Genomic DNA, 24,861 nt, shown 5'->3' with positions numbered 1-24,861 from the left:
TACCGCGCTAATTAATCCCGCGCAGAACGGAGTACCTCAATGACACCTTTTGGCATCGTTTACACCCTGCATGTCCTGTCCGCCCTGGTATGGGTCGGCGGTATGTTTTTCGCCTGGATGGTCCTGCGACCCGCGGCGATGAAGGCGCTGGAAGGCCCTGCCCGGTTGAAGCTGTGGGTAGAAGTGTTTCAAGGTTTTTTCCGCTGGGTCTGGGTGGCGGTGGTGCTGTTGCCGATCAGCGGCGTGGGCATGATCCATCTGCAATACACCGGTTTTGAATCCGCGCCGCGTTATGTGCAGGTGATGATGGGGTTGTACGTGGTGATGACGGCGCTGTTTATCCGGATTCAGGCGTTGCTGCTGCCGGAATTGCGCACGGCGGTGGCGGCGCAGGACTGGCCGACAGGGGCTGCGGTGCTGGGGCGGATTCGCAAGTTGGTGGGGATTAATCTGATTGTAGGGTTGGTGTTGGTGGCGATTGCCGCGGCGCGGCCGATGTTCTAAAGCCCCGCCAACTTTGTGCTGAGGGGGACTTTGTGCTGAGGGGACTCTGTGGCGAGGGGATTTATCCCCTCGCCACAAAAGTCCCCTCGCCACAGGGTCTTCGGTGATTTTTACAACCTTTGCACAGTCACAGAACCCGCCGCACCCGCAGGCCCCGGCTGCCCGTCGGCGCCTGGTTTGCCGCTCTTGCCGCCATCGGCCTTGTACACCAGGCAACCCTTGGCCTTGCCGCCCGCCCCTGGCTTGCCGCCAGGACCGGCCAGACCACCCGCGCCGCCAGCCACTTGAACCTTGATCTGCTCCGCCGGGTAATCGCGCGGCACTTCCAGCCTGACCAGTGCACCTGGAGCACCCGGTTGTCCATCGCTGCCATTGCTGCCATCGGCACCACGGCCGGCCTGGCCCCAGGTGCAGCCCGGTGCCTGACCGTTGGCGCCGTCGAGACCGACAAAACCCGGTGCCCCTACGCCGCCACGTGCATCAACCAACAACTGCGGTGCATTCAGTGCCTTGATCTGCACATTCAGATTGCGCCCCGAGCGGGCCGCCTTGAGGTAAGTGCCCGGCGCGCCGCGGGCGGTGATCTGGCTGCCTTCGGAAAGCTCGGCACGATTGACCTTCAACTCCAGGGCATTTTCGCTCGGCACAATGGCGATCCGCGCTTCACGTCCCAGGTGCAACTCGCCCACGGTGACTTCGGTCACGTTCGAGGGAATCAGCAGCGTGCCGTAATCGGCCACTTCCAGGCGTTCCAGCTGCAAGGTACTGGCGGTGTTGGGCAGGCGCATCAGCGAGTTGGTTTCGACGCTGACCACTTGGGCGCAGGCGAGCGGGCTGATGAAAGCGGCGAGCAGACAGAGTTTACGCATGGGATGCCTTAGATACGGCGGGAGCCGGAATGGTTTGCAGGTGGAAAACACCGAAAAAGACAATCTTCAAGCGATCGCGCCAAGGGTGGGCACGACCTCTGAGGCTGCGGAAACAGAACACCGCCTCAAGAAGATGAAGGACCGCCAACAGGCCACCGGCCAGATTGACCAACAGGTGCAGCGGATGGACAAACGGCATCATCTGATTGACCAGCACCACCAGCCAGAACAGCAGGGTCAACAGCTTCCCCAACCCCCAAAACACCTTCATACGCTCCCCCATTGAGAATTATTCTTTGGGCGCACAGTAACGGCTTCCACGCGGGATAAGCCAGAGGGCAACGGAAAAATCTTCATGAAGGCCGCCGAATGGCCATCGCAACAACCGCGATGGCTGCCCGACGGCTCTATCACGCGGTTCAGCGATTGATGTGCAATTCCACGCGACGGTTTTTCGCGCGTCCTTCGTCTGTTTCGTTATCGGCCACAGGCTGGCTTTCGCCCCGGCCTTCGCTGGTGAGTTTGTTCGGCGCCAGGCCCATGCCCAACAAGTAAGCCGCCACGCTGCTGGCGCGGCGTTCCGAGAGGGCCTGGTTATAGGTGTCCGAACCCACGCTGTCGGTGTGACCAATCACTTTGATGCTCACCACATCGGCACTTTGCAGTGTGGGCATCAGCGCATCCAGCTGATTTTGCATCGAGGGCGTCAGGTCGGATCTGTTGTATGCAAACAACACGTCGCTTGCATCGCTCAGGGTAATGACTTCGGACTGCACAGGTTTCACGCTGGCCGGGTACTGCGGCAGCGGGCAACCATGGTGTTCGACCGGGGTATTGGCTGGTGTATCCGGGCAGCGATCACGCCGATCGAACACACCATCGTCGTCTTCATCGCCGTCCTGGGCGTAACAGATCAAGCCGCCCGTCAAGATACCCAGTGCCGCTCCGCCCGCCGCCCAACCGCTACTCTCCAGAGCGCCCAGGCCTCCACCGACCAGACCGCCGATCACGCTGCAGATCGGCCAGGTACGTTGATTGAGAGGGGCAGTGCCATCGCTGTGAGTCGCGCAACCGGTCAACACGCTGCCAAGCAGCAGCACCGGCAAGAGGGTTCTTGGGAGAAGGCTCATGGTTGAAAGCTCCTGTGTTACCGGCAGATGCCGGTCACACAGGAGTAAAGACCCGCATCCGCGACTGCACAAGCCGCGGAGCGGAAGGGACTCAACGCTCGATCTTGATTTCGGTACGACGGTTCAACGCGCGGCCGTCAGCGGTTTTGTTATCGGCAACAGGCTGGCTTTCACCGGCACCGGTCACAGACACGAAGCTGCTGCGTGGCACACCATCCTTGACGAGGTAATCCACCACCGAGTGCGCGCGACGATCAGACAGTTTCTGGTTGTAGGCATCGCTGCCCACGCTGTCGGTATGGCCAGTAACGGTCAGGCGTGCGGTGGAAGATTCCTGTTTCAGGCGAGTGGCGACTTTGTCGAGTACCAGCTTGTCGGAAGGAGTGAGTGTGGCTTTGTCGAACTGGAAGTGAACATCGCGGATGACAATGGTTTCTTCCTTGACCACAACCGCCTCTTCAACCACTGGCGCAGGGACTGGTGGTGGGCAACCATCGGCATCGACCTGCACGCCTCTAGGCGTACCCGGGCACTTGTCGCGGCTGTCCGGCACGCCATCGCCGTCTTCGTCGCCATCACCGTGAACCCAGCAATAAGCTGCGGCGGTACCGCCAACCAACAGCGCGCCGTACCCTGCCCATGCCGTGCTCTCGGTCGCGCCGAGACCCGCACCTATCACACCGCCGACTGCCGCACAGGTCGGCCAGTCGGTTTTCTGCAAACCTGCGCAACCAGTCAACACACTGGTTAGCAGAACCAAGGGTAATGCTGTCCGAACTATGCTCATCTAGTTTTCTCCTGAGGATCGGCTTAGAACCGATTCAGGGAGTAAAGACCCGAGTTTTAATCTCCGCCAGCAATAGGCCATGCCTGTTTTGTCCCGTGTTCACGGGTGATCGGCACTTTTGACCCTAAGCCGCTCTATATCTGGGCGTTTGGGCAGGCTAGTCTTGGCGCTCTGATTGAGGATCTTCGATGATTGCAGGTATTTCTTCGCGCACGCCGCAGCAGGCGCTGGCCGCTTTGCTGGATCGTTACGCCCCGCCGCGCCTGTTGCTGATCGGCGCCAGTGAATTCCCGGCGCTTGAGGCGTTCAAGCTCGCGCACCCGGACACCTGTGTCGCCCATGCGGCGCCCGGGCCGTTGCCGGCCGAACTCGCGGCGCGCCGATTCGATCTGGCGCTGGTGGTCGATTGCCTCGAACACTTGCCCAAGCGTGACGGTCTGAATTTGCTCGGTGGGATCCGCAACCTCAATGCCAGTCGCATTGCGGTGCTGGCGGACTTGCCGGCCAGCGGCTGGCAGGAGACGGATTTTTTCTCCCTGGCGCTGCAAGCCAGCGAACGTTTCCAGCGTGACGATCAGGTGCTGACCCTGTTCACCTACGATCTGCTTGACTACAAACAAGTCCCCGACTGGCTCAACTCACGGTTCTGGGCCAATCCGGAAAACTTCGGGAAATATTGGTGGTAACGCAATGAGTACATCCATTTGCCCTTGCGGCAGCGGCACCCTGCTCGACGCCTGCTGCGGTCATTACCATGGCGGTCACCCGGCCCCTTGCGCCGAAGCGTTGATGCGTTCGCGCTACAGCGCTTATGTGCTGGGGTTGATTGATTATCTGGTGGCGACCACCCTGCCGGCACAACAGTCCGGCCTCGATCGTCAGTCCATCAGCGACTGGAGTGCCAAGAGCACCTGGCTGGGCCTGGAAGTGGAAAGCTCCGAGGTGTTCGGCGGTCAGCCGGAACACGCGTTCGTGACGTTCACCGCACGCTGGCACGACGGCAGCGGCGAACACAGCCACCGCGAGCGCTCGTCGTTCGTGCAGAACGCCGGCCACTGGTACTTCATCGACCCCACCGTGCCACTCAAGGCCGGACGCAACGATGCCTGTCCATGCGCCAGCGGGCAGAAGTTCAAGAAGTGCTGCGCGGGGTATTTCGGCAGTTGAGGTGATCCTGAAGGGCTAGACTGGGGTCAAGGGAGAATCCTCACCATGACCACCCGGCGGCGCTTCTTACACACCTTCACCCTGCTCCTGTTTCTCGGGCTCGGCGGCTGCGCGTCCTGGTTCAGCGACGACGAGCCGGAACCCGCCGTGCACCTGGTCAAGGTCGAAGTCGTCGAGGCCAAACTGATGCAGCAGCGTTTCATGCTGTACTTTCGCGTCGACAATCCCCGTGACAGTGACCTGACGGTTCGCGGCCTCGAATACCGGATTCATCTGGGTGACATGCTGCTGACCGAAGGTGAGCACGAGCACTGGTTTACCGTCAGTCCCAAACGCAGCGGTTTTTTCAAGGTGCCAATCCGCACCAACCTGTGGCCGAAGGTACGGGACCTGGTGAAGATGCTGAAAAAATCCGATCAACCCGTCCCTTATCGGTTGGAAGGTGAGCTGGAAACCGGTGTGTTCATCGCGCACTACGTGCACCTGGCGCGCAAAGGCGTGATAATCCCCGCCGATTTAATTCCGGAGCACACCCGATGACCCAGCAACCCCACGTCCATGGCCCTGACTGCAACCACGATCATGACCATCACGACCACCATGATCACGACCATGGCCATGTTCACGGCCCGAATTGCGGCCACGCGCACCAGGAACCGGTACGCAACGCCCTGAAGGACGTCGGCCGTAACGATCCTTGCCCGTGCGGCAATGGCAAGAAATTCAAGAAGTGCCACGGCGCTTGATGCTTCGGGCGAAGTTCTGCTTTGCCTGTTGAATCGCCTTCGCGAGCAAGCCCGCTCCCACGCTGGATCTGTGATGAACACAGTTCCCCTGTAGGAGCGAGGCTTGCCCGCGAAGAACGATTACGCGGTTAACCTGAACTAACGCGGTGTCTTCTTCGCGGGCAAGCCTCGCTCCTACAGGTTTACAGCCGTCATCAGGATCTGCGCACTGCTGACAACCGTCGCATATTCCCCATGCAGATTCCCCAGCGACATCGCATGCACATCCTCGGCACAACGGGCATTACCAAAGTAATCCGCCTTGTCGAACGTGAAGCACGCATCCTCCGCCACCCACGCGTCAAACCCCAGATTCCCGGCCGTTCGCGCCGTTGATTCCACCGAGTTGTTAGTCGCTACGCCAACGATGACCAACTGATCGATCCCCGCCTCGCGCAATCCCGCTTCCAACCCCGTCGCACAAAATGCATCCGGCACCTGTTTCTGAATCAGCTGCTCGCCGGCCGATGGCCGAAACCGCTCCTGAAACTCCACGCCCGATTGCTGCGGCCAGAACACCGAGTCCGGTGAACGGGACAGGTGCTGCACATGAATCACCGGTCGCCCGGTTCGACGCCAATGCTCCAGCAGCTCCAGAATCCGCGCTTCGGCCTGAGGGTTGTTTCGCCGGCCCAGCCGGGGCTCCAGGATGCCTTTTTGTTGGTCGATGATGATCAGTGCTGCGTTGGTCTTGAGCTCCATGCCGACTTTTCTCACGCAAGGTCATTGAATTTCACGCACTTCAGCATCACCTCTTCCTACAGGCAAGCCTTCGATCGCAAACAGGACGACCTGATGCCCGCGGTTGCTGTCCATCCCTTACGACGTCTCTTGATGTGGAGTACTTCATGATCGACCTGTATTACTGGACCACCCCCAACGGCCACAAAATCTCGATTTTCCTGGAAGAAGCCGGCCTGCCGTACAACGTGCACCCGATCAACATCAGCCAGAACGAACAGTTCCAGCCGCACTTCCTGAAAATCTCTCCGAACAACAGAATTCCAGCGATCGTCGATCATGAGCCAGCCGATGGCGGGGAGCCTCTGTCGCTGTTCGAGTCCGGGGCGATTCTGCTGTACCTGGCAGAAAAGACCGGCCAGTTCCTGCCCAAAGACCTGCGCGGTCGTCAGCAGGCGCTGCAATGGCTGTTCTGGCAGATGGGCGGGCTGGGGCCGATGGCCGGGCAGAATCATCACTTCAGCCAGTTCGCACCGGAGAAAATCCCCTACGCGATCAAGCGCTACATCGATGAGACGGCGCGCCTTTACGGTGTACTCAACAAGCAACTGGCGAATAACGAGTTTGTCGCCGGCAACGAATACAGCATTGCCGACATGGCGATCTACCCGTGGATCGTTTCCCACAAGTGGCAGAGCCAGAATCTGGAAGATTTCCCGAATGTGCTGCGCTGGTTCAACCACATCCAGAACCGGCCGGCGACGGTGAAGGCGTATGCCCTCGCGGCCAAAATCAACCCACCCAAACCCTAAGAACGACGCATCACCCTGTGGCGAGGGGATTCATCCCCGTTCGGCTGCGAAGCAGTCGTGAATCCAGACAACTCAATCTGTGACTGGGTTCTGGGGGGCCGCTTCGCGACCCAACGGGGATAAATCCCCTCGCCACAGATAAATCCCTTACGCCCTGGAGTTGTGGTTTATCAGACAAATCCTGAAATAACCCCATACCCCGCTTGCGCGGCCACCTCCTGCTCACTAACGTAGCGCCTTTATTGCGCCTCTACCCCCGCAGGAGCTTTGCCATGGCCTCGCCAGCCCTCACACATTTTCTTCCCCGGTTCGGCGTTGCCGCAGCAGTGGCCGGTGTTTTGAGCCTGACCGGTTGTCAGACCTGGAACACTCAGGACACCCTCCCGCCCACCACCGGTGTGCAGCCGCTCAAAGGCCTGGCGCAGAACGTTTCGGTGCGCCGCAATGCCATGGGCATGCCGTTGATCGAAAGCAGCAGCTTCCACGATGCACTGTTCGCCCTCGGTTACGTGCACGCGAGCGACCGCATCACGCAAATGGTCACCCTGCGCCTGCTGGCCCAAGGCCGTTTGTCGGAGATGTCCGGTTCGGACCTGCTGGACGCCGACCGCTACATGCGTGCCGTCAACCTGAAGAAAAGCGCCGGCGAGCTGTACAAGGCCTCGTCGCCGCGCCTTAAACGCTTCTTCGAAGTCTATGCCCGCGGGGTCAACGCCTACCTGTTCCGCTACCGTGACAAGCTGCCGGCAGACCTCGCCGCCACCGGCTACAAGCCTGAATACTGGAAACCGGAAGATTCGGCGCTGATTTTCTGCCTGCTGAACTTCAGTCAATCGGCGAATCTGCCCGAGGAAATTTCCTCGCTGGTGCTCGCTCAGACGCTCACCACCGACAAACTCGCCTGGCTGACACCGTCCGCCCTCGACGAAAAACTGCCAGTGGCCGAAGCCGAAAAACTTCAGGGCCTCAAGCTGAACGGGGCGATCCCGGGGCTCGCCGACATCAGCAAAGCCACCGGCCAACTGTCCGACCTGAATCTGCTGGGCGCCACGTCTTCGAACAACTGGGCGATCGCCCCGCAACGCAGCCGCAGTGGCAAAAGCCTGCTGGCCAGCGACAGCCATGGGCCGCTGGGCGTGCCGTCGTTGTTCAGTTACGTGCAGATTCGTGCGCCGAAATACCAGGCGTCCGGCGTGACCATCGCTGGTTTGCCGATGGTGCTGGGCGGCTTCAACGGCAAAGTGGCATGGAGCATGACCTCGGTCATGGGCGACAACCAGGACCTGTTCCTGGAAAAAATCAAACGCCAGGGCAACGGGCTTTCCTACGAAGTCGGCGGCAAATGGCAGCCGGCGATCGTTCGCAACGAAACCTATTTCGTCAAAGGCCAGCGGTCGATTCGCGAAGTGGTGTACGAAACCCGCCACGGACCGCTGCTCAACAGCGCCAAAGGTACCGCGCTGGATAACGGCCTGGGTCTGGCGTTGCAGACACCGAACTTCACCGATGACAAATCCCTCGACGCGTTTTTCGACCTGTCCCGGGCGCAGAACGTCGAGAAAGCGTCGGACGCCAGCCGTGAAATCCGCGCGATCACGCTGAACCTGGTCTTCGCCGACGCCAGCAACATCGGCTGGCAAGTCACCGGCCGTTACCCGAACCGTCGCGAAGGCGAAGGCCTGTTGCCATCGCCGGGCTGGGAAGGTCGTTACGACTGGGACGGTTACGCCGACCCGATGCTGCACCCGTACGATCAGGACCCGGCGCAAGGCTGGCTCGGCACCGCCAACCAGCGGGTCATTCCCCACGGTTACGGCATGCAGCTGTCCAACTCGTGGTCGGCGCCGGAACGCGGCGAACGCATGGCCGAACTGGCCGGCGTTGGCAAACACGACACGCGCAGTGTGATCGCCATGCAATACGATCAGACCACTACGTTCGCCGCCAAACTGAAAAAGATGTTTGAAGCACCGGGCATGGCCCAGCCGCTGAAGCAGGCTATCGAGGCACTGCCGGTCGCTGATCGCAGCAAGGCTCAAGAAGCGTTGACCCGCCTGAAAGCGTTCGACGGCAAACTCGCCCCGACCTCCGCCGACGCGGCGATTTACGAGCTGTTCCTGGAGGAAAGCGCCAAGCAAACCTTCCTCGACGAACTGGGCCCGACAAGCAGCCCGGCGTGGAAAGCCTTTGTCGCCAATGGCAAGTTGTCCTACGCGGCCCAGGCCGATCACCTGCTGGGCCGTGAAGACAGCCCGTTCTGGGATGACGCGCGCACGCCGCAGAAAGAAGACAAACCGACGATTCTTGCCCGTAGCCTTGCAGCAGCGATTACCGCTGGCGACAGCCAGTTGGGTGGCGACCACAAAGCCTGGCAGTGGGGCAAACTGCACCGTTACGAGTGGAAGAATGCCAGTGGCCAGACCGTTCGCGGTCCGCTCGCAGCCGGTGGCGATCACACCACGCTGAACACCGCGGCGTTCGCCTGGGGCCAGGACTTCAACACCACGCTGGCACCGGCCATGCGCTTCATCGTCGACTTCGGCCAGGCCGAACCGCTGATGGGCCAGAACGGTACGGGTCAGTCCGGTAATCCGGCCAGTCCGAATTACCTCGACAGCGTGGAGCCGTGGCTCAAGGGGCAATACGTGAGTCTGCCGATGCAGCCGCAGAACTACGACAAGGTGTACGGGACCAAGCGGTTGACGCTGACGCCCGGGAAATAGCCCAATCCCCTGCCACTGATCGTTCCCACGCGTGGGAACGATCATGTCGTTCACCCGTGAAATCTCGATAGAACTTCTGAACTCGCCCAAACCTCATAGCTAACAAGTCCCTCCATTTTGGTAACAACATGGACCTTGTTATCGCGCGCCCCGAAGGTTTGTACTGCCCCGCCGGCGATTTCTATATCGACCCGTGGCGGCCGGTCGAGCGTTCGGTCATCACCCACGCCCACGGCGACCATGCCCGAGGCGGCAACCAGCACTATCTGGCGGCCGCGCCCGGCGAAGGGATTCTGCGCGCGCGACTGGGCCAGGACATCAACCTGCAAACCCTGGCGTATGGCGAGCGGCTGCTGCACCACGGCGTCACCTTGAGTTTTCATCCCGCCGGCCACGTGCTCGGCTCGGCACAGGTGCGTCTGGAATACGGCGACGAAGTCTGGGTCGCCTCGGGGGATTACAAGATCGAACCCGACGGCACCTGCGCCCCCTTCGAACCGGTGCGCTGCCACACCTTCATCACCGAATCGACGTTTGGTCTGCCGATCTACCGCTGGCAACCCCAGGCGCAGGTGTTCGCCGAGATCAATCAGTGGTGGCAAGCCAACGCCACCGAAGACAAGGCCAGCGTGCTGTTCTGCTATTCCTTTGGCAAAGCGCAGCGGATTCTCCACGGCATCGACGCGAGCCTCGGCCCCATTCTGGTGCATGGCGCCGTCGAACCACTGAACCGGGTGTATCGCGAGAGCGGTGTTTATTTACCGCCGACGATCTACGCCGGCGACGTCAACAAGAGTGACCCGATGATGCGCAAGGCACTCATCCTGGCCCCGCCGTCCGCTGGTGGCAGCACCTGGATGCGACGCTTCGGTGATTACAGCGATGGCTTTGCCAGCGGCTGGATGCGTTTGCGTGGCACGCGGCGGCGGCGCGGTGTGGACCGTGGTTTCGTGCTATCCGACCACGCCGACTGGCCGGGCCTGCTCTGGGCGATCGAGCAGACCGGCGCCGAGCGCGTCATGGTTACCCACGGTTCGGTCGCGGTCCTGGTGCGTCATCTGCGCGAGCAAGGTCTCGACGCCCAAGGGTTCAGCACCGAGTACGGCGACGATGAAGAAGACGTCGCGGCGGCCGAACCGGAAAGTGCCGAGGTGCTGCCATGAAGGCTTTCGCCGAGTTGTACGCCGAGCTCGATGCGACAACTTCCAGCAACGCCAAACTGGCGGCGATGCAGCATTACTTCGCCCAGGCCGCGCCGGAAGACGCGGCATGGGCGGTGTACTTTCTGTCCGGCGGGCGACCTCGCCAACTGGTGCCGGTGCGCATCCTGCGTGAACTCGCCGTGGCGTATTCCGGCCTGTCGCCATGGCTGTTCGAGGAGAGTTATCAGGCAGTCGGCGATCTGGCGGAAACCATCTCGCTGGTTCTGCCCGAAACGCCCCACAGTTCCACCGACGGATTGGCGGTGTGGATCGAAGAAAAACTGCTGCCCTTGCGTGGCGAATCTCCCGAGGTGCTCGCCGAACAACTGCCCAGACTTTGGTCGCAACTGGACCGCCCCAGCCTGATGCTCTGCATCAAACTGATCACCGGCAGTTTCCGCGTAGGTGTCTCAAAGCTGCTGGTGACCCGCGCCCTCGCGGCCATGGCGCAGCTCGACAGCAAACGCGTGGCCCAGCGGCTGGTGGGTTACACCGACTTGTCCAATCGCCCGAGCGCGGCCAGTTACCTGAAACTGATCGCCGCCGAATCGTCGGATGAACATGCTCAGCGCGGCGGTCAGCCGTATCCGTTTTTTCTGGCTCATGCACTGTCGCAACCGGTCGAACAATTCGAAGGGTTGCTCGGCCCGGCCAGCCAGTGGCAAGTGGAATGGAAGTGGGATGGCATCCGCGCCCAAGTGGTCAAGCGCGACGGCCGACTGTGGATCTGGTCGCGGGGTGAAGAGCTGGTCACCGAGCGCTTTCCCGAACTCGACAGCCTGATTCATGGCCTGCCCGACGGCACGGTGATCGACGGTGAAATCGTGGCCTGGAAAACCGCACCACCGAACACCGAAGATGCCTTCGATCCACTGGCACCAACATCACCCGCAGTGCAACCGTTCGCCCTGCTGCAACAGCGGATCGGCCGTAAAACCCTGGGCAAGAAAATCCTCGATGAAGTGCCGGTGGTGGTCCTCGCCTACGACTTGCTGGAATGGGCGGGCGAAGACTGGCGCAACCAGCCTCAAGCCAAGCGCCGCGAACAACTGGAGCGCGTCATCGCCGACTGCAACAACCCGGTGTTACTGCCCTCCCCCGTGCTCACCGGGGAAGACTGGTTCGACCTCGCTCGCCAACGCGAAGCTTCCCGCAGCCTCGGCGTGGAAGGCATGATGCTCAAGGCCCGCGACGCGATGTATGGCGTCGGTCGCACCAAGGACATGGGCGTCTGGTGGAAATGGAAAGTCGACCCGTTCAGCGTCGACGCGGTGCTGATCTACGCGCAGCGCGGGCATGGTCGCCGGGCCAGTCTCTACAGCGATTACACCTTCGCCGTGTGGGACGGCCCGCCTGACGCCAGCGAACGCAACCTCGTGCCGTTCGCCAAGGCCTATTCGGGACTCACCGACGCAGAGATGCGCCAGGTCGACAGCATTGTGCGCAAGACCACGGTGGAGAAGTTCGGGCCGGTCAGCAGCGTCAAACCGAGCCTGGTGTTTGAATTGGGGTTTGAGGGGATTGCCCTGTCCAAGCGGCACAAGAGCGGTATCGCGGTGCGGTTTCCGCGGATGTTGCGTTGGCGGCAGGATAAGTCGGTCGAAGAGGCTGACAATCTGGCTACATTGCAGGATTTATTGGGCTAATCCAATTCCCCCTGCGGGAGCGCGCCTTTGTGGCGAGGGGATTTATCCCCTCGCCACAAAGGCTCTTTCCCACAAAGGATTTGCGCCATTCCGATCCAACTTGGTGCAGCTATTTACCGGCGCCCGTTTTCGTGCACAAATCCCGCTTTGCCATTTCTCGTATCACCTTTTAAAACGCTTGTTCGGCACTCTGGTTCGGAAATTGCTACTTTCAATGGGTCTTACGCTTTCCAGTAACAATAATTCTGCGCCACAAGCGCTCATATTGGTTCTTAGGGATTGAATAATGAAAAAAGCATTGCTGACCCTTTCTGCACTGGCGTTGTGCATGGCTGCCGGCTCCGCGCTGGCCAAGGAATACAAAGAACTGCGTTTTGGCGTTGACCCTTCCTATGCTCCGTTCGAGTCGAAAGCGGCCGACGGTAGCCTGGTGGGCTTCGACATCGATCTGGGGAACGCGATCTGCGCCGAGCTGAAGGTCAAGTGCAAATGGGTCGAAAGCGATTTCGACGGTATGATTCCGGGCCTGAAGGCCAATAAATTCGACGGTGTGATCTCTTCGATGACCGTCACCCCGGCCCGCGAAAAAGTCATCGACTTCTCCAGCGAGCTGTTCTCCGGCCCTACCGCTTACGTGTTCAAGAAAGGTTCCGGCCTGAGCGAAGACGTCGCTTCGCTCAAAGGCAAGACCGTTGGCTATGAGCAAGGCACCATTCAGGAAGCCTACGCCAAGGCCGTTCTGGACAAGGCTGGCGTAAAAACCCAGGCTTATCAGAACCAGGATCAGGTGTATTCGGACCTGATGTCCGGTCGCCTCGATGCGGCAATCCAGGACATGCTGCAAGCCGAGCTGGGCTTTTTGAAGTCGCCTAAAGGCGAAGGCTACGAAGTCAGCAAGCCGGTTGACAGCGAATTGCTGCCAGCCAAAACAGCTATCGGTATCTCTAAAGGTAACAAAGACCTCAAGGCACTTTTGGATAAAGGTATCAAAGCGTTACACGACGATGGCACATACGCCACCATTCAGAAGAAACACTTTGGCGATCTGAATCTGTACAGCGGCAAATAATGCCCGGCGCCCATCTCGCGATGGGCGCTTTTTTCATCCGATCAGGTTGCTGATTTATGTTCGAAACTCTCTTACAAAATCTGGGGCTCTCAGCCTTCAGCCTCAAGGGCTTCGGTCCGTTGCTGATGGAAGGCACCTGGATGACCATCAAATTATCGGCATTGTCGCTGCTGGTGGCCGTGTTGCTCGGCCTGCTCGGCGCCAGTGCCAAACTGTCAAAAGTCAAACTGGTGCGCGTGCCGGCGCAGGTCTACACCACGCTGATTCGTGGCGTGCCAGACCTGGTGCTGATGCTGCTGATCTTCTACAGCCTGCAGACCTGGTTGACGTCGTTCACCGATTTCATGGAATGGGAATACATCGAGATCAACCCGTTCAGCGCCGGGGTCATCACCCTGGGCTTCATTTATGGCGCGTACTTCACCGAAACCTTTCGTGGCGCGATTCTCGCGGTGCCTCGGGGTCAGGTCGAAGCCGCCACCGCCTATGGCCTCAAGCGTGGCCAGCGGTTCTGGATCGTGGTGTTCCCGCAGATGATGCGTTTCGCCCTGCCGGGCATCGGCAACAACTGGATGGTGATGCTCAAGGCCACCGCGCTGGTGTCCATCATCGGCCTCGCTGACCTGGTCAAGGCCGCGCAGGACGCTGGCAAAAGCACCTATCAACTGTTCTATTTCCTGGTGCTGGCCGCGTTGATCTACCTACTGATCACCAGTGCCTCCAACTTCATCCTGCGCTGGCTTGAACGCCGTTACGCCGCCGGCTCCCGGGAGGCCGTACGATGATCGAACTCCTGCAGGAATACTGGAAACCCTTCCTTTACACCGACGGTTACAACATCACCGGCCTGGCCATGACCCTGTGGCTGCTCAGTGCGTCGATCTTCATCGGTTTCCTGGTGTCGATCCCGCTGTCCATCGCCCGGGTGTCGCCGCATTTCTACATTCGCTGGCCGGTGCAGTTCTACACGTACCTGTTCCGCGGGACGCCGCTGTATATCCAGCTGCTGATTTGCTACACCGGGATCTACAGCCTGGCCGCCGTGCGTGAGCAGCCGATACTGGACGCGTTCTTTCGCGACGCCATGAACTGCACCATCCTGGCGTTCGCCCTGAACACCTGTGCCTACACCACGGAGATTTTCGCCGGGGCGATTCGCAGCATGGCCCATGGTGAAGTCGAAGCGGCCAAGGCCTACGGTCTGACGGGCTGGAAGCTGTATGCCTACGTGATCATGCCGTCGGCCCTGCGTCGCTCGTTGCCTTATTACAGCAACGAAGTGATTCTGATGCTGCACTCGACCACGGTGGCGTTCACCGCGACCATCCCGGACATCCTGAAAGTCGCGCGGGACGCCAACTCGGCGACCTTCCTGACCTTCCAGTCGTTCGGCATTGCCGCGCTGATCTACCTGACCGTTACCTTTGCGCTGGTCGGCCTGTTCCGCCTCGCCGAACGCCGATGGCTGGCGTTCCTCGGGCCGACCCACTAGGACTTCTTGCAAATGCGCCACCAGATACATGACCTGCTGGCCCCGCTGCCGGGGACCGCGCGACAGATTCACAGTTTCCACTTCGGCCCGACGTCGGCCCAAGGCAAGATCTACATCCAGGCGTCCCTGCACGCCGATGAAATGCCCGGCATGCTGGTCGCCTGGCACCTCAAGCAGCGCCTGGCGGAACTAGAAGCCTCCGGCCGCCTGCGCAGCGAAATCGTACTGGTGCCGGTGGCCAACCCGGTCGGCCTGGAACAAGTGCTGATGGATGTGCCGCTGGGCCGCTACGAGCTCGAAAGCGGCCAGAACTTCAACCGCTGGTTCGTCGATCTGAGCGAAGAAGTCGGCAATGAGATCGAAGGTCAGCTCGGCGACGATCCGCAGCGCAACCTCGAACTGATCCGCAGCAGCCTGCGTCAGGCACTGGCGCGACAGACCGCCAGCACCCAACTGCAATCCCAGCGTCTGGTCCTGCAACGGCTGGCCTGTGACGCGGACATGGTGCTCGACCTGCATTGCGATTTCGAAGCGGTTGCGCACCTCTACACCACGCCCGAGGCCTGGCCGCAGGTCGAGCCGTTGGCCCGCTACATCGGTGCCGAAGCGAGCCTGCTGGCCACCGACTCCGGCGGCCAGTCGTTCGACGAGTGCTTCACCCTGCTCTGGTGGCAGTTGAAGGAACGTTTCGGCGAGCATTTCGACATTCCGCTTGGCAGCTTCTCGGTGACCGTCGAATTGCGTGGCCAGGGCGACGTCAATCACCCGCTGGCCAGTCTCGACTGCCAGGCGTTGATCGATTACCTGATTCATTTCGGCGCGATTGCCGGCGAAGCGACGCCGCTGCCGGAACTGCCGTATCCCGCCACGCCGCTGGCCGCCGTCGAACCAGTGGCCACGCCCGTGGGCGGTTTGCTGGTGTTCACCGCGCTGCCGGGGGAATACCTGGAAGCCGGGCAACTGATCGCCGAAATCATCGACCCGATCGCTGATCGCGTCACCCCCATTCACTGCACCGTCGCCGGGCTGATGTACGCCCGCTCGCTGCGGCGCATGGCCACTGCAGGCATGGTGATCGCCCACGTCGCGGGCATCGAAGCCTATCGCAGCGGCTACCTACTTTCGCCTTGAGGATGCATGCCCCATGTACAAACTGACCATCGAAGGCCTGCATAAAAGCTATGGCGATCATCATGTGCTCAAAGGCGTTTCACTCAAGGCCAACACCGGCGACGTCATCAGCCTGATCGGCGCCAGCGGCTCGGGTAAAAGCACGTTTCTGCGTTGCATCAACTTTCTCGAACAACCCAACGACGGCGCGATGACCCTGGACGGTCAGGACATCCGCATGATCAAGGATCGCCACGGCATGCACGTGGCCAACCCCGATGAACTGCAAAAGATCCGCACGCGCCTGGCCATGGTGTTCCAGCACTTCAACCTGTGGAGCCACATGACCGTGCTGGAAAACATCACCATGGCGCCGCGCCGGGTGCTGGGTTGCAGCAAGCAGGAAGCGGAAGACCGCGCCCGTCGTTATCTCGACAAGGTGGGCCTGGCCGCACGTGTGGCGGACCAGTACCCGGCGTTTCTGTCCGGGGGTCAGCAACAACGGGTGGCCATTGCCCGAGCGTTGGCCATGGAGCCGGAAGTCATGCTGTTCGACGAACCGACCTCGGCGCTCGACCCCGAGCTGGTGGGTGAAGTGTTGCGAGTGATCCAGGGCCTGGCCGAAGAAGGCCGGACCATGATCATGGTGACTCACGAAATGAGTTTCGCCCGCAAGGTGTCGAGCCAGGTGCTGTTTCTGCATCAGGGACTGGTCGAGGAAGAAGGCGCGCCGGAAGACGTGCTGGGCAATCCGAAAAGTGAACGGTTGAAGCAGTTCCTCAGCGGCAATCTCAAGTAAACCCCCGCCCCCTGTAGGAGCAGAGCTCCTACAGGGGGCAGTGTTGATCAAGCGCAAAATTAAACTTGTTCACTCGCGCCGCGGTCACTGAAAGAACACTTTCAGAGCGCACACCGCCGGCATGGGAACCTCCCCCGACTTCGCAAAACACTGGTTCACTGCCCGAGGCTGGAAGCCGTTCGCCTTTCAAAAACAAGTGTGGGCGGCGGTCAAACAAGGGCGATCCGGGTTGCTGCACGCCAGCACCGGCGCCGGTAAAACCTATGCGGTCTGGTTTGCGGCGCTCAATCGCTTCGCCTCTTCAGTCCCTTCCGTTGAAACGCCTCGCAAACGAAAACCGCTAGCCGAACCACTGACGGTGCTGTGGATAACTCCCATGCGCGCCCTGGCCGCCGACACCGCTCGCGCACTGGAAGCGCCGCTGCACGACTTGCAGATCCCGTGGAGCGTCGGCCTGCGCACTGGCGACACCAGCAGCAGCGAACGCGCGCGGCAGACTCGGCGGCTGCCCTCTGCGCTGATCACCACACCGGAAAGCCTCACCCTGATGCTCGCCCGGGCCGACTCGCACACCGCGCTGTCGACCTTGCGCATGGTGGTCGTCGACGAATGGCACGAATTGCTCGGCAACAAACGCGGCGTTCAACTGCAACTCGCCCTCGCCCGCCTGCGTCGGTGGAATCCCGAGCTGATCGTGTGGGGTGTTTCCGCAACGCTGGGTAATCAGGCCCACGCCGAACAGGTGTTAATCCCACAGGGCGCAGGCATCAGCGTTCAGGGCGAGACCCGCAAGGCGCTGCACGTCGACACACTGTTGCCACCCGCCATCGAGCGCTTTCCATGGGCCGGGCATATCGGTCTGAAGATGTTGCCGCAGGTGGTCGCGGAACTGGAGGTGAGCCCCGCCAGCCTGGTCTTCACCAACACCCGTGCCCAGTCCGAAATCTGGTATCAGGCCCTACTGGAAGCGCGCCCCGACTGGGCCGGTTTGATTGCCTTGCACCACAGCTCACTGTCACGGGACACCCGCGACTGGGTCGAGCGCGCACTCAAGGACGGCCTGCTCAAAGCGGTGGTCTGCACCTCCAGCCTGGACCTCGGCGTGGATTTCCTGCCGGTGGAGCGGGTGTTGCAGATCGGCTCGGCCAAAGGCGTCGCGCGGCTGATGCAGCGTGCCGGGCGTTCCGGTCATGCACCGGGCCGCGTGTCGCGGGTGACGCTGGTGCCGACGCACAGCCTGGAGTTGATCGAAGCCGCCGCTGCACAGGACGCCGTAGCGCAACGCCGGATCGAACCCCGTGAATCGCCGCATAAACCGCTGGATGTGCTGGTTCAGCATCTGGTCAGCATGGCGTTGGGCGGTGGTTTTTTGCCCGATGAGTTGTATGAGGAAGTCCGCGGAGCGTGGGCCTACCGGGATCTCACGGCGGAAGACTGGACCTGGGCGCTGGCTTTCGTACGCCACGGTGGGCTTTCCCTGACGGCGTATCCGGATTATCGCCGCGTTGAACCGGATGAACAGGGTGTCTGGCGTGTGCCGGATGCGCGCTTGGCACGCCGCCATCGCATGAGCATCGGCACAATTGTCAGCGACGCAAGCATCCAGCTGAATTTCTGGAGCAAGGGCGGCGGGGGCAAACAGCTGGGCAGTGTCGAGGAGGGTTTCATCGCACGGCTCAAACCGGGCGACGGCTTTCTGTTTGCCGGTCGTTTGCTGGAACTGGTCAGGGTGGAAAACATGACGGCCTACGTCAAACGCAGCACGGTGAAGAAAGCCGCGGTGCCACGCTGGAACGGTGGGCGCATGCCACTTTCCAGCGAGTTGGCCCGGGCGGTGGTCGAGCGTTTCGGCGCGGCGGCGCAGGGTGAGTTCATCGGTCCTGAAATGCAGGCCCTGCGTCCGTTATTAGAGGTGCAAGAGCGCTGGTCCGGGTTGCCCACCGAGAACAGTCTGCTGGCCGAAACGCTGAAATCCCGCGAGGGTTGGCATCTTTTCCTCTACCCCTTCGCCGGGCGCCAGGTGCATTTGGGGCTGGCGAGCCTGCTGGCATGGCGTGTCAGCCAGAAACAGGCGGTGACGTTTTCCATTGCGGTCAACGATTACGGACTGGAACTACTCAGCGCCACCTGTGTGGAGTGGTCCACTGTCCTGAACCCCGGACTGCTGAGTCCCGAGCAGCTATTGAACGATGTGCTCGCCAGCCTGAACGCTGGCGAACTGGCGCTGCGGCGCTTTCGGGAAATCGCACGGATTGCCGGGCTGGTGTTCGCTGGTTACCCCGGCGCACCGAAAAGTACGCGCCAGGTTCAGGCCTCCAGTGGTTTGTTCTTCGAAGTGTTCAAGCAATACGACGCCGGGAACCTGCTGCTGGCCCAGGCCGGGGAAGAAGTCCTGCGTAACGAGCTGGATATTCATCGTCTGGAACAGACGCTGGAGCACATCAGTCGACTAAAGCTCGACGTGCATCCGGTCAAACGTCCTACGCCCCTCGGTTTTCCACTGCTGGTGGAACGCATGCGTGAAAGCATGAGTTCGGAAAAACTCGCCGACCGCATCCGACGCATGGTCAGCGACCTTGAGAAAACTGCCGAAAGCGGAAAAGCCTGATGAGCACGCCCTATCCCATACGCCTGGCCGGCGAAGAACTGTGGCTGCTGCCGGAAAAAGCCCTCTACTGGCCTGCGCAACAAGCCCTGCTGATCGCCGATGTGCATTTCGGCAAGGCAGCTGCCTATCGAAGTCTTGGCCAGCCAGTGCCTCGGGGCACCACCTCCAGCAATATCGCCGTGCTCGACGGATTGCTGGCGGCCCTGCCCTGCCGCCAGCTGATTTTCCTCGGCGACTTTCTTCACGGACCCGGCTCCCACGCAACCGCGACACTGAAGGCATTGGCTGACTGGAGAGCACGACACCGCGAGCTGCCCATGACACTGATTCGTGGCAACCACGACAAACGCGCCGGGGATCCACCTGCATCGCTGAACACTCGCGTGGTGCCCGAGCCGTTGCTGTTGGGGCCGTTCGCGTTGCAGCACGAACCTGAACCGCATCCGCAGAGGCACGTACTCGCGGGTCATGTGCATCCGGTCTATCGGTTGAACGGTCGAGGACGGCAAAGCCTGCGGCTGGCCTGCTTCAGATTTGGCGGGGAAGTCAGCCTGCTACCGGCCTTCGGCGCGTTTACCGGTGGGTATCAGGTCGAAAGGGACGACAACTGCAGGATTTTTGTCATCGGAGATAACGAAATATGGCCCGTGTAGGAGCGAAGCTTGCTCGCGAAGGCGGTGTGTCAGGCAAGGATGATGTCGGCTGACACACCACTTTCGCGAGCAAGCTTCGCTCCTACAGATCTTTGCGCTGATCAGGCGACAGGCGCGGGAGGCGGCTCATCCGGCAGGGTTGGCTCACCGGGCTCGGTGGGTTGTTCGTTGGGGGTATCGGGATCAGGCTGACCGGGGATGCCCCCCGCCATGCTGATGGGCGGATGTGCCAGCAAGGACCAGGCTAAAACACCAACCTGATTGGGCTCAAGCCTTGCCAGTTCGGCACTTATTCGCGGGTCGATCTTCATAGAGCACTCCTGAGCGATGGCCCGATCCGCCTTGCGCGGATCGGAGCAGTACACTTCATAGAGTGTACGCTCGCTCAAGAATTCCCACAGTCGGTCAGACGGTTGACTCAGGTGCGTGGCAGGGTCACGCCGCGCTGGCCTTGGTACTTGCCGCCACGGTCCTTGTAGGACACTTCGCACTCTTCGTCGGATTCAAGGAACAGCATCTGCGCCACGCCTTCGTTGGCGTAGATTTTCGCCGGCAGGTTGGTGGTGTTCGAGAACTCCAGCGTCACGTGCCCTTCCCACTCAGGCTCGAGCGGGGTGACGTTGACGATGATGCCGCAGCGGGCATAGGTGCTTTTGCCCAGGCAGATGGTCAATACGTTGCGCGGAATACGGAAGTACTCAACGGTGCTGGCCAGCGCGAAAGAGTTCGGCGGGATGATGCAGACGTCGCTGTGGATGTCGACGAAGCTGCCGGCATCGAAATTCTTCGGGTCGACGATGGCCGAATTGATGTTGGTGAACACCTTGAAATGATTCGTGCAACGAACGTCGTAGCCGTAGCTCGACACGCCATAGGAGATCACACGGCTATCGTCGCTGCCGCGCACCTGACGCTCGACGAAAGGTTCGATCATGCCGTGCTCTTGCGCCATGCGGCGAATCCACTTGTCCGATTTGATGCTCATGGCGGGTGTCCTGAATAGCGAGGTGGAAAAAATCTGTCCGGCATCTTACCGGGCGCGCGCTTCGGGTTCAAAGACCGCGGCGCAATTCTCGCCGATCCCCCGTAAATTCCGGAGCTTCGCCGCAATACGATGCACCGTCAGTCACGAAAACAGAGAAACCTGCGCAGGAAGCATTGGCACGTCCCTGAAAAAGGGTTAAGGTGGCGCCACTGTGCTGCTTGTGTCACTGAGAATCTCTACACGATATGTTGAATTTCGATCCAACCATCTACAAGAATTTTTCCTGCTCTTTGCACTCAGTCTCGTCCAGGGTTCTTCCTGTGTCGCAGTTATCTTTGTTCAAGGAGTTACACCATGTCTAATCGCCAAACTGGTACCGTTAAGTGGTTCAACGATGAAAAAGGCTTCGGCTTCATCACTCCACAATCCGGTGACGACCTGTTCGTTCACTTCAAAGCTATCCAATCCGACGGCTTCAAAAGCCTGAAAGAAGGCCAACAGGTTTCTTTCATCGCTACCCGCGGTCAGAAAGGCATGCAAGCTGAAGAAGTTCAAGTTATCTAACTTGTACTTGCTTTAGTAAAAAGCCCCGCCCTTAAAAGCGGGGCTTTTTTGTGCCTGTGTGTTTTGCAGGCAAAAAAAATCGCAGCCCATGGGCTGCGATTTTTTGCGTCTTACCAGGCCACACCGAATCCTGCGGTGTAGCGGGTCTTGTCCAGATCGGCATCGTCATCAGTACCGCTGATGATGTCTCGTTCGGCCTTCAGGTTAAGCGACGCCCACTCGGTCACTTTGTAGCGCAAGCCCACTTCCGCATCGAGCGCATAATCCGCCACGCCCGACAACGGCTTGCCCACTTCGCCATTGGTGAAGAACTCCACCTTCTTGCCGATCAGGTAGCGGTTGTAATCCCACTTCATCGCCAGGGAATAGAAGTTTTCCTTTCTGCCGTCGTCGAACTGGTAGTCCGTGCGGTTGATCAGCGAGCCCAGCGAGAATGCGCCCAGCTCGTCATCCCAGAACTGGTAACCCGGACCGGTACCGACGGTGCGCTGACGGGAGAGTTCTTCAACCTTGTCGCGCTTATATACCGCGCGACCCTGCCAGAACCACTTCTCGGTCAGGAAGCGGTCAAGCGAGTATTCGCCCCGCCAGTTGTCCGTGGTGACCACGTCATCCTGGAATTCTCGGTTGTACTCGCCTTCCGCGATATGCCGCCATCTGCCATGACGCGCAGTGGTCTTGAAGTCGATGTCGTAATCGTCGGTGTCTTTTTCCGCCCGCTGGTAATCCAGCGCTGCATCGATATTGCCTTTCCAGACCAGATCTTCGACGACCGGCTTGGGCTTGAGAATCTGCTGGATACTCGCCAGCTCGACCGTCTTCGGCGCATCGCCGTTTTCCAGCGTCACCTTGCCGTCGTCTGCCGCGTGCAGCGACTTGGCCTTCTCGCCTTTGTAGGTGTCCTGCTTGACCAGCAACTCCTGATCGCTTTCCAGGGTTTTCACCTGTTTCCAGTCGATAGGCACCGCGCCGGCGTACTCGGTCTGAATCAACAGTTTGCCGCCGTCGAACAGCGTGATCTTGCCGCTCAGCTTGTCACCGTTCTTCAACCAGACGGTATCGGCGAGCAAGGGCGTGGAAGCACTCAAGACAGCGAGGCACAGCAGGGTTCTGGACACCATAAGCAAATACAGGCTCAAGTTTGCGAAAAAAGTCGGCATTATCCCAAGGAATAAGGCCCTAGCTTGGACTGACCCGACTATTTCCGTTGAGTTCATTTCTCAGCGGGCGATCAAGGATTTACTCTACAGACGGTAATGCGAACCTCTTCAGGAAGCCCGGACGTGACCGACCCCACCACCGAAACGGAAAGTGCTGCGCAAATCCGACGCACGGCGCTCTATCTGACCCTGGCGCAGGTGCCGGAGGGCAAAGTCGTGAGTTATGGTCAGCTTGCCGAGCTGGCAGGACTCGGCCGCGCGGCGCGTTGGGTCGGTCGCACCCTGAGCCAGTTGCCCGGCGACACCAAATTGCCCTGGCACCGCGTGCTCGGCGCCGGCGGCCGGATCAGCCTGCCTGTGGGCAGCCCTTCGGGGGATGAGCAGCGCGCGCGATTACGCTCCGAAGGCATCAGTGTCCTGAACAATCGTGTTGATATTCAGCGCCATGGCTGGCGCCCGGTAGAGCACAGCGGTTAGAGTGCGCGCTTTGTTTCCGTAATCTTGAGGCAGACTTCAGCCCATGCCCCGTAAAACCTGGCGCGCCGCGCTCGCCGCCTATGCCAGCCCTTCAACACTTGTGCTGTTGTTGCTTGGTTTCGCCGCCGGCCTGCCCTACATGCTGGTGTTTTCGACACTTTCGGTCTGGTTGCGTGAAGCCGGTGTGGCTCGCGAAACCATCGGCTATGCAAGCCTGATCGGCCTGGCCTACGCCTTTAAATGGGTCTGGTCGCCGCTGCTCGACCAATGGCGCCTGCCATTCCTCGGCAAGCTCGGGCGCCGACGCTCGTGGCTGGTGCTTTCCCAGGCACTGGTAATCCTCGGCCTGATCGGGATGGGCTTCTGCGACCCGCAAAAACACCTGTCCTGGCTGATCGCCATCGCCGTCGTCGTGGCCTTCGCCTCGGCGACGCAGGACATCGCGGTCGACGCCTACCGCCTGGAAATCGCCGACGACACCCGCCAGGCCGCTCTCGCCGCCAGTTACATGTCCGGCTACCGGATCGCAGCGCTGCTGGCCACTGCCGGCGCCCTGTTCTTCGCTGAAGGTTTCGGCTCCACCGGGTTCAACTACAAGCATTCGGCCTGGGCCGGCACTTACCTGCTGTTCGGCGTCCTGATGATTCCGGCGTTGCTGACCTCGTTTTTCATGCGTGAACCGCCGGTACCATTGCGCACGCAACTGCAGGCCGGGCGCTACAGTTTTGTGCATCAACTGGCCTCGGTGTTCGTGCTGATCGTGTTGCTGGTGTCCGTGCCGGCCATGTTTACCCAGCTCTACAACACCGACTTCGCCAGCGTGCTGTTCGAAGGCACGAGTCTGCTCGACCTGCTGCTCGAAGACCGCGCGTTCCTGCGGGCGATTCTATACACCACGCTCACCGCGTTGTGCCTGTCGGCCATGGGCCGCCGCGGCCTCGCGCCAGTGCTGACCCCGATCAACGACTTCATTCTGCGTTACCGCTGGCAGGCGCTATTGCTGCTCGGACTGATCGCCACGTATCGGATGTCGGATACGGTGATGGGCGTGATGGCCAACGTGTTCTATATCGACCAGGGCTTCACCAAGGATCAGATTGCCAGCGTCAGCAAAATTTTCGGCCTGATCATGACCCTGGTCGGCGCCGGCATGGGCGGACTGCTGATCGTGCGTTTCGGCATCCTGCCGATCCTGTTCATCGGCGGCGTGGCGTCAGCGGGTACTAACCTGCTGTTCCTGATGCTCGCCGACATGGGCGCCAACCTGAACATGCTGATCCTGACCATTTCCCTGGACAACTTCAGCTCCGGCCTGGCGACCTCGGCGTTCGTCGCCTATCTGTCGAGCCTGACCAACCTCAAGTTCTCGGCCACCCAATACGCCCTGCTCAGCTCGATCATGCTTCTGCTGCCACGTCTGATCGGCGGCTATTCCGGGGTCATGGTGGAAAAGTTCGGCTATCACAATTTCTTCTTGATCACCGCGCTGCTGGGTGTTCCGACGCTGCTGTTGATCGCTTTGCACTGGTTCCAGGAGAACCGCCGCGAAGGCCCGACACCGACACCAGAACCGGTTCCGAGCCAGGTCGCGGAAGAATCGTAGCCTTCCGAACCAGAAGCATGCCGAGGGCGTGGAGA

The 24,861-nt window shown here is 60.5% G+C and carries 27 protein-coding genes; 19 read left to right on the top strand and 8 right to left on the bottom strand.

The annotated features are described in order from the left end of the window. Positions 1 to 39: 39 nt before the first annotated feature. Positions 40 to 504 carry a CopD family protein gene (locus J2Y86_RS24360; protein WP_253437432.1) on the top strand — a complete coding sequence of 155 codons (465 nt, stop codon included), beginning with the start codon at positions 40 to 42 and terminating at the stop codon, positions 502 to 504. Positions 505 to 614: 110 nt separating this feature from the next. Here J2Y86_RS24360 and J2Y86_RS24355 read toward each other — a convergent pair whose 3' ends face one another. From J2Y86_RS24355 to J2Y86_RS24340, 4 genes are all read right to left on the bottom strand, one after another. Next, on the bottom strand, positions 615 to 1,373 hold the full coding sequence (locus J2Y86_RS24355; protein WP_253437428.1) for a collagen-like protein: 759 nt from the start codon (positions 1,371 to 1,373) through the stop codon (positions 615 to 617). Then, a complete protein-coding gene (locus tag J2Y86_RS24350) occupies positions 1,366 to 1,644 on the bottom strand; it encodes a DUF1145 domain-containing protein (protein WP_253437425.1) in 279 nt (92 codons plus the stop codon). Before J2Y86_RS24350 ends, J2Y86_RS24355 begins: the two co-directional genes overlap by 8 nt. 148 nt (positions 1,645 to 1,792) lie before the next feature. Continuing rightward, positions 1,793 to 2,503: an OmpA family protein gene (locus tag J2Y86_RS24345; RefSeq protein ID WP_253437422.1), complete on the bottom strand. Its 711-nt coding sequence runs from the start codon at positions 2,501 to 2,503 to the stop codon at positions 1,793 to 1,795. A gap of 91 nt (positions 2,504 to 2,594) precedes the next feature. Continuing rightward, entirely contained in the window at positions 2,595 to 3,290 is a 696-nt protein-coding gene (locus tag J2Y86_RS24340) for an OmpA family protein (RefSeq protein ID WP_253437419.1), read from the bottom strand. Between the two features lie 188 nt (positions 3,291 to 3,478). Here J2Y86_RS24340 and J2Y86_RS24335 point away from each other — a divergent pair, with 188 nt between their 5' ends. From J2Y86_RS24335 to J2Y86_RS24320, 4 genes are read left to right on the top strand one after another with little or no spacing between them, the layout of a single operon-like run. Beyond that, positions 3,479 to 3,976, top strand: coding sequence for a DUF6231 family protein (locus tag J2Y86_RS24335; protein WP_214381085.1), 498 nt, complete (start codon positions 3,479 to 3,481; stop codon positions 3,974 to 3,976). Positions 3,977 to 3,980: 4 nt separating this feature from the next. After that, complete coding sequence (locus J2Y86_RS24330; protein WP_253437416.1) at positions 3,981 to 4,457, top strand: YchJ family protein; 477 nt, start codon at positions 3,981 to 3,983, stop codon at positions 4,455 to 4,457. Positions 4,458 to 4,502: 45 nt separating this feature from the next. Then, positions 4,503 to 4,997: an LEA type 2 family protein gene (locus tag J2Y86_RS24325; RefSeq protein ID WP_253437413.1), complete on the top strand. Its 495-nt coding sequence runs from the start codon at positions 4,503 to 4,505 to the stop codon at positions 4,995 to 4,997. Beyond that, entirely contained in the window at positions 4,994 to 5,203 is a 210-nt protein-coding gene (locus J2Y86_RS24320) for an SEC-C metal-binding domain-containing protein (RefSeq protein ID WP_007906737.1), read from the top strand. Before J2Y86_RS24325 ends, J2Y86_RS24320 begins: the two co-directional genes overlap by 4 nt. Positions 5,204 to 5,377: 174 nt before the next feature. On the opposite strand, the gene J2Y86_RS24315 is transcribed toward J2Y86_RS24320, so the two are convergent. After that, the gene (locus J2Y86_RS24315) at positions 5,378 to 5,944 is read right to left on the bottom strand and encodes a cysteine hydrolase family protein (protein ID WP_253437410.1); all 567 of its coding nucleotides are present in this window, start codon (positions 5,942 to 5,944) and stop codon (positions 5,378 to 5,380) included. Between the two features lie 146 nt (positions 5,945 to 6,090). Between J2Y86_RS24315 and J2Y86_RS24310 the strand changes: the two genes are divergently transcribed. The 11 genes from J2Y86_RS24310 to pdeM all read left to right on the top strand — a co-directional run bounded on the left by J2Y86_RS24310 (position 6,091) and on the right by pdeM (position 20,037). Next, complete coding sequence (locus J2Y86_RS24310) at positions 6,091 to 6,735, top strand: glutathione binding-like protein (RefSeq protein WP_253437407.1); 645 nt, start codon at positions 6,091 to 6,093, stop codon at positions 6,733 to 6,735. A gap of 272 nt (positions 6,736 to 7,007) precedes the next feature. After that, on the top strand, positions 7,008 to 9,458 hold the full coding sequence (locus J2Y86_RS24305; RefSeq protein ID WP_253437404.1) for a penicillin acylase family protein: 2,451 nt from the start codon (positions 7,008 to 7,010) through the stop codon (positions 9,456 to 9,458). Positions 9,459 to 9,586: 128 nt separating this feature from the next. Further along, entirely contained in the window at positions 9,587 to 10,621 is a 1,035-nt protein-coding gene (locus tag J2Y86_RS24300; protein ID WP_253437400.1) for a ligase-associated DNA damage response exonuclease, read from the top strand. Continuing rightward, the gene (locus J2Y86_RS24295; protein ID WP_253437396.1) at positions 10,618 to 12,306 is read left to right on the top strand and encodes an ATP-dependent DNA ligase; all 1,689 of its coding nucleotides are present in this window, start codon (positions 10,618 to 10,620) and stop codon (positions 12,304 to 12,306) included. Before J2Y86_RS24300 ends, J2Y86_RS24295 begins: the two co-directional genes overlap by 4 nt. 286 nt (positions 12,307 to 12,592) lie before the next feature. After that, positions 12,593 to 13,375: a transporter substrate-binding domain-containing protein gene (locus J2Y86_RS24290; RefSeq protein ID WP_017336791.1), complete on the top strand. Its 783-nt coding sequence runs from the start codon at positions 12,593 to 12,595 to the stop codon at positions 13,373 to 13,375. Between the two features lie 56 nt (positions 13,376 to 13,431). Beyond that, positions 13,432 to 14,160: an ABC transporter permease gene (locus tag J2Y86_RS24285; protein ID WP_253437393.1), complete on the top strand. Its 729-nt coding sequence runs from the start codon at positions 13,432 to 13,434 to the stop codon at positions 14,158 to 14,160. Beyond that, positions 14,157 to 14,867 carry an ABC transporter permease gene (locus J2Y86_RS24280; RefSeq protein ID WP_008030066.1) on the top strand — a complete coding sequence of 237 codons (711 nt, stop codon included), beginning with the start codon at positions 14,157 to 14,159 and terminating at the stop codon, positions 14,865 to 14,867. Before J2Y86_RS24285 ends, J2Y86_RS24280 begins: the two co-directional genes overlap by 4 nt. 12 nt (positions 14,868 to 14,879) lie before the next feature. After that, complete coding sequence (locus J2Y86_RS24275; RefSeq protein ID WP_253437389.1) at positions 14,880 to 15,998, top strand: succinylglutamate desuccinylase/aspartoacylase family protein; 1,119 nt, start codon at positions 14,880 to 14,882, stop codon at positions 15,996 to 15,998. A 13-nt stretch (positions 15,999 to 16,011) separates the two neighbouring features. Further along, positions 16,012 to 16,776, top strand: coding sequence for an ABC transporter ATP-binding protein (locus tag J2Y86_RS24270; protein ID WP_214381061.1), 765 nt, complete (start codon positions 16,012 to 16,014; stop codon positions 16,774 to 16,776). A gap of 121 nt (positions 16,777 to 16,897) precedes the next feature. Beyond that, positions 16,898 to 19,384 carry a ligase-associated DNA damage response DEXH box helicase gene (locus J2Y86_RS24265; RefSeq protein ID WP_253437386.1) on the top strand — a complete coding sequence of 829 codons (2,487 nt, stop codon included), beginning with the start codon at positions 16,898 to 16,900 and terminating at the stop codon, positions 19,382 to 19,384. After that, positions 19,384 to 20,037 carry a ligase-associated DNA damage response endonuclease PdeM gene (gene pdeM / locus J2Y86_RS24260; RefSeq protein ID WP_253437383.1) on the top strand — a complete coding sequence of 218 codons (654 nt, stop codon included), beginning with the start codon at positions 19,384 to 19,386 and terminating at the stop codon, positions 20,035 to 20,037. The genes J2Y86_RS24265 and pdeM overlap by 1 nt, the downstream gene beginning before the upstream one ends. 101 nt (positions 20,038 to 20,138) lie before the next feature. Here pdeM and J2Y86_RS24255 read toward each other — a convergent pair whose 3' ends face one another. Continuing rightward, on the bottom strand, positions 20,139 to 20,348 hold the full coding sequence (locus J2Y86_RS24255) for a hypothetical protein (protein WP_017336784.1): 210 nt from the start codon (positions 20,346 to 20,348) through the stop codon (positions 20,139 to 20,141). A gap of 107 nt (positions 20,349 to 20,455) precedes the next feature. Beyond that, on the bottom strand, positions 20,456 to 21,022 hold the full coding sequence (dcd, locus tag J2Y86_RS24250) for a dCTP deaminase (protein WP_007904652.1): 567 nt from the start codon (positions 21,020 to 21,022) through the stop codon (positions 20,456 to 20,458). 354 nt (positions 21,023 to 21,376) lie between these two features. Between dcd and J2Y86_RS24245 the strand changes: the two genes are divergently transcribed. Next, positions 21,377 to 21,586, top strand: a complete 210-nt coding sequence (locus J2Y86_RS24245; RefSeq protein ID WP_002554837.1) for a cold-shock protein — start codon at positions 21,377 to 21,379, stop codon at positions 21,584 to 21,586. Between the two features lie 110 nt (positions 21,587 to 21,696). Here J2Y86_RS24245 and J2Y86_RS24240 read toward each other — a convergent pair whose 3' ends face one another. Continuing rightward, the gene (locus tag J2Y86_RS24240) at positions 21,697 to 22,707 is read right to left on the bottom strand and encodes a DUF481 domain-containing protein (RefSeq protein ID WP_253437380.1); all 1,011 of its coding nucleotides are present in this window, start codon (positions 22,705 to 22,707) and stop codon (positions 21,697 to 21,699) included. A 135-nt stretch (positions 22,708 to 22,842) separates the two neighbouring features. Between J2Y86_RS24240 and J2Y86_RS24235 the strand changes: the two genes are divergently transcribed. Further along, positions 22,843 to 23,223 carry an MGMT family protein gene (locus tag J2Y86_RS24235; protein ID WP_253437378.1) on the top strand — a complete coding sequence of 127 codons (381 nt, stop codon included), beginning with the start codon at positions 22,843 to 22,845 and terminating at the stop codon, positions 23,221 to 23,223. A gap of 43 nt (positions 23,224 to 23,266) precedes the next feature. After that, a complete protein-coding gene (locus J2Y86_RS24230; protein ID WP_253437376.1) occupies positions 23,267 to 24,826 on the top strand; it encodes an AmpG family muropeptide MFS transporter in 1,560 nt (519 codons plus the stop codon). The last annotated feature ends 35 nt before the right edge of the window (positions 24,827 to 24,861 follow it).

This window comes from Pseudomonas migulae, assembly GCF_024169315.1.
Lineage (GTDB): Bacteria > Pseudomonadota > Gammaproteobacteria > Pseudomonadales > Pseudomonadaceae > Aquipseudomonas > Aquipseudomonas migulae_B.
Note: the sequence above shows the minus strand (reverse complement) of the source record. Positions and strands in the feature narration are given on the sequence as shown.